This window comes from Clostridioides sp. ZZV15-6597 (genome assembly GCF_020657815.1).
Classification (GTDB): Bacteria; Bacillota; Clostridia; order Peptostreptococcales; family Peptostreptococcaceae; genus Clostridioides.
The window spans coordinates 1-6,582 of record NZ_JAGWCT010000156.1 but is presented as its reverse complement, the minus strand read 5'-3'; the positions used below and the strand labels follow the sequence as shown (position 1 = coordinate 6,582).

The 6,582-nt window shown below is 27.6% G+C and carries 8 protein-coding genes; all 8 read left to right on the top strand.

The genetic code is table 11. The features are described from left to right. Positions 1 to 400 precede the first annotated feature (400 nt). The 8 genes from KGF52_RS19820 to hisIE are packed head-to-tail and all read left to right on the top strand — an operon-like array spanning position 401 to position 6,420. Positions 401 to 1,345 carry an ATP phosphoribosyltransferase regulatory subunit gene (locus KGF52_RS19820; protein ID WP_227841366.1) on the top strand — a complete coding sequence of 315 codons (945 nt, stop codon included), beginning with the start codon at positions 401 to 403 and terminating at the stop codon, positions 1,343 to 1,345. Between the two features lie 21 nt (positions 1,346 to 1,366). Then, on the top strand, positions 1,367 to 1,993 hold the full coding sequence (gene hisG, locus KGF52_RS19815; protein WP_227432938.1) for an ATP phosphoribosyltransferase: 627 nt from the start codon (positions 1,367 to 1,369) through the stop codon (positions 1,991 to 1,993). 33 nt (positions 1,994 to 2,026) lie between these two features. Continuing rightward, positions 2,027 to 3,076 (top strand): histidinol-phosphate transaminase, encoded by a 1,050-nt coding sequence (hisC, locus tag KGF52_RS19810; protein WP_227841365.1) that lies wholly within the window; start codon positions 2,027 to 2,029, stop codon positions 3,074 to 3,076. 2 nt (positions 3,077 to 3,078) lie between these two features. After that, a complete protein-coding gene (hisB, locus tag KGF52_RS19805; protein ID WP_227827403.1) occupies positions 3,079 to 3,657 on the top strand; it encodes an imidazoleglycerol-phosphate dehydratase HisB in 579 nt (192 codons plus the stop codon). Between the two features lies 1 nt (position 3,658). Further along, a complete protein-coding gene (gene hisH / locus KGF52_RS19800) occupies positions 3,659 to 4,264 on the top strand; it encodes an imidazole glycerol phosphate synthase subunit HisH (RefSeq protein ID WP_227827404.1) in 606 nt (201 codons plus the stop codon). Next, entirely contained in the window at positions 4,261 to 4,983 is a 723-nt protein-coding gene (gene hisA, locus KGF52_RS19795) for a 1-(5-phosphoribosyl)-5-[(5-phosphoribosylamino)methylideneamino]imidazole-4-carboxamide isomerase (protein ID WP_227841364.1), read from the top strand. Before hisH ends, hisA begins: the two co-directional genes overlap by 4 nt. Continuing rightward, positions 4,965 to 5,723: an imidazole glycerol phosphate synthase subunit HisF gene (gene hisF, locus KGF52_RS19790; protein WP_227841363.1), complete on the top strand. Its 759-nt coding sequence runs from the start codon at positions 4,965 to 4,967 to the stop codon at positions 5,721 to 5,723. The genes hisA and hisF overlap by 19 nt, the downstream gene beginning before the upstream one ends. A gap of 28 nt (positions 5,724 to 5,751) precedes the next feature. Beyond that, positions 5,752 to 6,420: a bifunctional phosphoribosyl-AMP cyclohydrolase/phosphoribosyl-ATP diphosphatase HisIE gene (gene hisIE, locus KGF52_RS19785; protein WP_227841362.1), complete on the top strand. Its 669-nt coding sequence runs from the start codon at positions 5,752 to 5,754 to the stop codon at positions 6,418 to 6,420. Positions 6,421 to 6,582 lie beyond the last annotated feature (162 nt).

Below are 6,582 nucleotides of genomic sequence, written 5' to 3'. Positions count from 1 at the left end.
TGCGTCAGAGTTGTATAAGAGACAGATATAAAATATTTTATTTAAATTTCTAAATAACTATTGCCAATTTTTGAAAAGTATATTATCATTAATAGTAATAAAAAAACTGTAAATTTAGAATATTAATAAAAAATATTTGGGAGGAAATTATCATGGTGAGATTAAATGTAGAAAAATTAAATATAAAATTAAATCATCACCATCATCATAGACTAAAGGGATTGTAATATGAAATTGATTCATAGACACAAGCCCTGTTTTTAGTGTAATTGGTCTTGTATCTATGATGGGAAGTAATTTTAAAAGAAAATTATAGCCATATAGGTATAAAGCCTATATGGCTTTTTTATTGTTTTAAATTTGCAAATGTAAGAGTAATTTTAATGAAAAGGGTGAGAGTATGAAATTTTTAAGGATTGAAGATGAAGTTATTTATTCTAAAAAAAGATACAAATTAAAAAGAGAAATAGACAGGCTTTTCTTAGATGAAGAATATTTTCAAATAGAACCACAATTATTTGAAGAATATGATGAATTTACAAATATAAATAGTAAAATTCCAAAAGAATCTATGGTAAAGGTTGTAAATGGAAGAGTAATGGTCCTAAGAGCTGATATAACTACAAGTATAATAAAAAGTCTCATACCAAGATGGGAAGAGGGTTTAAAACTTAAACTTTTCTATAATTCATCTATATATAAAAATAAGAATACAGTTGGAATAAAAGAGATAAGACAGATAGGTTGTGAGTACTTAGGAGAATCTTCTTTAGAAGCAGATAGAGAAGTGGTAAAATTGGCTCTTAAGATACTTGAAAAGTACAACAATAATTTTATTTTGGAGGTTGGTAGTAGTAAATATATTAATGGACTATTAGAGGAATTAAAATTGAACAAGAATTGTGAAAATCAAATTAAAAACTTATTGTATACCAAAAATAACCATGAATTAAAAGTATATATTGAAGATTTAAAAATTAAAAATGATGTAAAAGAATTATTATCAAATATCTTAAGTTTTCAAGGTAATCTATATAATGTTATTGAAAAGGCACAAAAATTCTATTGTAATGATAAGATGAAACAAGCACTTGAAGAGTTAAAACAAATAAACGATTTAATTGAGGAATGTAATTTTTTAGATAAAGCTAGATTTGACTTATCAATGATTACAATGCTTGACTATTATGAAGGAGTTATGTTTAGAGGATACTATCCAGACTCATATAAAGAAATTCTAAGCGGTGGAAGATATGATTCTCTAACTAAAGAGTATGGAAAAGAAATTCCAGCTATTGGATTTACATTAAGTGTTGATGAATTAATGAAGTATGTATATAAGTAAGATTGAAAAGGAGGTATTATTTTGGATTATTTAACTATAGCATTAGCAAAAGGAAGAATAGAAGGGGAATCATTTAAAAAATTTAAAAAAATGGGGTTGGGGGATAGTATAGATACTGATACAAGAAAGCTAATTTTTAAAGATGAAAAAAATAAAATCATATATATACATGTAAAACCATCAGATGTAGTTACGTATGTTGAAAAAGGAGTTGCTGACCTCGGTATAGCAGGTAAAGATACTATTTTAGAAAATGAAACAGATGTATATGAAATATATGATTTAGGTTTTGGAAAGTGTAAATTTGCAGTAGCAGGACTAAAGGGAGATAGTATATATAGAAAAGATGAATATCTAAAAGTGGCAACAAAGTACCCAAACATAGCAAAAAAATACTTTAAAGAAAAAGGTCAAAAAATTGAAATAATAAAACTAAATGGTTCTGTTGAACTAGCTCCAATAGTAGGCTTATCAGATGTAATTGTTGATATAGTTGAAACGGGTAATACACTTAAAGCAAATGGACTTGAAATATTAGAAGATATATGCGATATAAGTGCTAGGATTATATCAAATAGAGCTAGTTATAGATTTAAGTATGAACAAATTCAAAATATAATTCGTTTGTTTAAGGAAATTGATAACTAAAATATAATTAAAATTGACAAGGAGAGGTTTAAATTGAGAGAAAAAGAAAGTATAAGAGAGCTAAAGGGATACGAACCAAATTGTGTAAATTGTAAGGTAAAGCTTGATGCAAATGAAGGAAATAAAAAGTTGTTTAAGTATCTTGTTAAAGAGCTTGGAGATAGTGATATAGATTTAAATTTATATCCTGAAGACTCTTATAGCGATTTAAAAGAGTCTATAATAAACTACATAGATGTTTCTGGAGTAAGTAAGAAAAACCTTTTAGTAGGAAATGGGTCAAGTGAAATAATTGATTTGATAATACATACTTTTGTAGATAAAGATGAAACAATATTAAGTTTTTCTCCAAGTTTTAGCATGTACTCTATATACAGTCAGATAAATGGTTCAAAGTTTATAGGTGTTGAGAGTGATGAAAATTTAGTTATAAATATAGATGATGTAATTGAAAAAGTAAAAGAAAATAATCCAAAGATAATAATTGTTTGTAATCCTAATAATCCAACAGGGACAATACTTAAAAGAGAAGACATAATAAAACTTTTAAACTCAACTAACAGTTTAGTAGTTTTAGATGAAGCATATATGGATTTTGGGGAAGAAAGCATGTTAGAGAATGTTTTTGAGTATGAAAACTTAATCGTTCTTAGAACGCTATCAAAGGCATTTGGATTAGCTGGGATAAGAACTGGATATATGTTATCTAATTGTAGTTTAATAAACTCTGTTGAGAAGGTAAGACCTCCATATAACTTAAATTCATTATCAGATTTCATTGCTACAAGAGCATTGCAAAATAAAGAAGTAGTGAAGTTTTATATAAGGGAAGTAAAAAAAGAAAGAGCAAAATTATATAAAGAAATGATTGATATAGGTCTCAAAGTGTATGAATCACAAGCAAATTTTATATTGTTTTATTCTGAGATAGAAAATTTATCACAAAAGCTGATTGATAGAGGAGTACTAATAAGAAAGTTTAGTGGAAAACTAGAAAATTATTATAGAGTTACAATTGGTGATAAAGAAGAAAATATTATGTTTGTAAATGCTATAAAAGATATTTTTCAAAAGGAGAATTAGGTATGAGAATTTGGAAGATAGAAAGAAATACACTTGAAACACAGATTTTAGTAGAACTAAACATTGATGGTACTGGAAAAGTTGAGATAGATACTGGAATTGGGTTTTTAGACCATATGCTTACTTTAATGGCATTTCATGGTAAGTTTGATTTAAAGGTTATTTGTAAAGGAGACATATATGTAGATGACCATCATAGTGTTGAGGATATAGGTATAGCTATAGGAGAGGCATTTAAAAATGCTTTAGGGGATAAAAAAGGAATAAGAAGATATTCTACTATCTACATACCTATGGATGAATCTTTATCCATGGTATCGATTGATATAAGCAACAGACCATATCTTGTATTCAATGCAAAGTTTGATACTCAAATGATTGGTAGTATGAGTACACAGTGTTTTAAAGAATTTTTTAGAGCTTTTGTAAACGAATCTAGAGTAACTTTACATATTAATCTTTTGTATGGAGAAAATGACCATCACAAAATAGAAAGTATTTTTAAAGCATTTGCAAGAGCATTGAAAGAAGGTAGTGAAGTAATTTCTAATGAAATAGCATCTTCAAAGGGGGTCTTATAAAATGAATATAATAGTAGATTATGGTCTAGGAAATATAGATTCTGTGTCCAGAGGTTTTAAAAAGGCTGGAATAGAAACTAAAATTTCTAACAATTTAAATGAAATAAAGGAGGCAAATTCACTAATACTTCCAGGTGTTGGAGCTTTTAGAGATTCTATAAATGCCTTAAATAAACTAGATTTGGTACCAATAATAAAAGAACATGTGTCAAAGGGGAAGTTTTTAATAGGCATATGTCTAGGCATGCAATTACTTTATGAAAAAAGTTACGAATATGGAGAATATGAAGGGTTAGGTCTTATAGAAGGTAGCATTGATAAGCTGGATATAAGTTTAAAAGTTCCACATATGGGATGGAACAATCTAAAATTTAATAAGAAAAATGATGATATCCTTAAATATATTAAAGAAGATGACTATGTATACTTTGTTCATTCATATTATGCAAATTCATCAAATGAAGAACTTGTTGCTTTTTCAGAGTATGAGAAGAAGATTCCAGCTATAGTTAGAAAAGATAATGTATATGGTATACAATTTCATCCGGAAAAAAGTGGAGAAGTAGGTTTAAACATATTAAAAGCATATGGGGAGATGATAAAATGATAATATTTCCAGCAATAGATATAAAGGACAACAAATGTGTACGATTAACTCAAGGTGATTTTGATAAAGTAAATGTATATTATGATAATCCATTAGAGGTAGCATATAAATGGAAAAATGAAGGTGCAGAATATATACATATAGTAGATTTAAATGGAGCTAGAAGTGAATTTGGTGTAAATACAAAAACAATTGAAAATATAGCAAACAATATAAAAATACCTATTCAAGTAGGTGGAGGGGTTAGAGACAAGGAAAAAGTTCAAAATTTAATAAAAGCAGGTGTTACTAGAGTTATACTTGGGAGTATAGCAATTGAAAATATGGAGTTAGTTGAAGAGTTGGTTAATGAATATCAAGAAAAAATTGTTGTTTCAATTGATGCTAAAGATGGAAAGGTAGCGGTTAGAGGCTGGGAAGTTGTAAGTAATGTAGATTCTCTTACTTTATGTAAACAACTTGAAAAAATAGGAGTAAAGACGATTGTTTATACAGACATATCAAAAGATGGCATGCTTCAAGGTCCAAACTTTGATATATATGAAAAAATATCAAAAGAGACATCTTTAAATGTTATTGCTTCTGGGGGAGTGACTTCTATTGAAGACATCAAAAAACTTAAAAATATGAACTTATATGGAGTAATAATAGGTAAAGCACTTTATGATAACAAGATAGACTTTAAGGAGGCTCAACAACTATGCTTACTAGAAGAATAATACCATGCCTAGATGTACGAAATGGAAGAGTTGTAAAGGGGAAAAAATTTACAGATATAGTGGATGTTGATAGTCCAGAAGTCCTTGGAAAATTTTATAGTGACTGTGGTGCAGATGAACTTGTATTTTATGATATAACTGCATCAAATGAAGACAGAAAGACATCTTTAGAATTTGTATCTAAAGTTGCAGAAAATATAAATATCCCATTTTGTGTGGGTGGAGGAGTAAATAAATTAGAAGACTTTACTAATATTTTAAGAAAAGGTGCTGATAAAGTTTCTATAAATTCATCAGCAGTAAAAAATCCTGAATTAATAAGAGAAGCCTCATTAAAGTTTGGTGCACAATGTGTAGTTTTATCAATAGATGCAAAAAAAAATGAAGAAGGTTCATGGAGTGTATATGTAAAAGGTGGTAGAGAGAAAACAGATTTAGATGTAATTGAATGGGCAGCTAAAGGTGTTGAACTTGGAGCTGGAGAGATTGTTGTAAATAGTATGGATGAAGACGGAATGAAAAATGGATATGATATAGAGTTACTTTCAAAAATAACATCTTTAGTAAATGTACCTGTTATAGCATCTGGAGGGGCTGGGAAAATGGAAGATTTCTATGAAGCAGTCAAAGAATCTAATGTAGATGGAATTTTAGCAGCATCTGTTTTTCATTTTGGAGAGATAAAAATAAAGGATTTGAAGAAGTATTTAAAAGAAATGGGTGTAGAAGTAAGATTATAAATTAAATATCTATAAGGAGAATGGGAAAATGAATGATAAATGTAATAATATGTGCAGTGAAGAACTTGAAGAATTTATAAAAAATGTAAAATTTGATGATAAAGGATTAGTTCCTGCTGTTGTTCAGGATGTAATAAGTAAAGATGTATTGATGTTAGCATATATGAATGAGGAGTCTATAAAGAAAACTTTAAGAGAAAAAATAGCTTGTTACTTTAGCAGAAGTAGACAAGAATTATGGATTAAAGGTGAGACATCTGGAAATATTCAAAAAGTAGTCAAAATTTCTTATGATTGTGATTTAGATACAATATTACTTTTAGTTGAACAAACAGGTGTAGCTTGCCATACAGGTAATTATTCTTGTTTCTATAGAGATTTATTTGATGATACTGATAAAATTGATTTTGAAGTACAAAAAAATACATTAAAAGAATTATATGATTTAATAAATGAAAGAAAAAATAATCCTATTGAGGGGTCTTATACTAACTATCTTTTTGATAAAGGTTTGGATAAAATTCTTAAAAAAGTTGGAGAGGAAAGCAGTGAAGTAATTATAGCTTCAAAAAATGAAGATAAAAGTGAACTTATTTATGAAATTAGTGATTTAGTATATCATACATTGGTTTTAATGATAGAAAAAGGTGTTGAAATTGATGAAATAAAAAAAGAATTAATTAAAAGAAGAAAATAGAATAAAGATAGATTGATAGAAAATAAGAAAGTATACCATTTTTTCGAAAAAATGGTATACTTTCTTATTTTTGTTTTTATCTTGTAGAGTAAAATCGAAGGTTTCTTGTTTAAGTTTATTATGTATACAATTTATCTACAAAACGATTATAATACATTATTT

What these genes read in the sequence shown, in the direction of transcription:
- hisH (WP_227827404.1), top strand. Translation starts at nt 3,659, where the DNA reads ATGAATATAATAGTAGATTATGGTCTAGGAAATATAGATTCTGTGTCC.
- hisA (WP_227841364.1), top strand. Translation starts at nt 4,261, where the DNA reads ATGATAATATTTCCAGCAATAGATATAAAGGACAACAAATGTGTACGA.
- hisIE (WP_227841362.1), top strand. Translation starts at nt 5,752, where the DNA reads ATGAATGATAAATGTAATAATATGTGCAGTGAAGAACTTGAAGAATTT.
- hisF (WP_227841363.1), top strand. Translation starts at nt 4,965, where the DNA reads ATGCTTACTAGAAGAATAATACCATGCCTAGATGTACGAAATGGAAGA.
- KGF52_RS19820 (WP_227841366.1), top strand. Translation starts at nt 401, where the DNA reads ATGAAATTTTTAAGGATTGAAGATGAAGTTATTTATTCTAAAAAAAGA.
- hisB (WP_227827403.1), top strand. Translation starts at nt 3,079, where the DNA reads ATGAGAATTTGGAAGATAGAAAGAAATACACTTGAAACACAGATTTTA.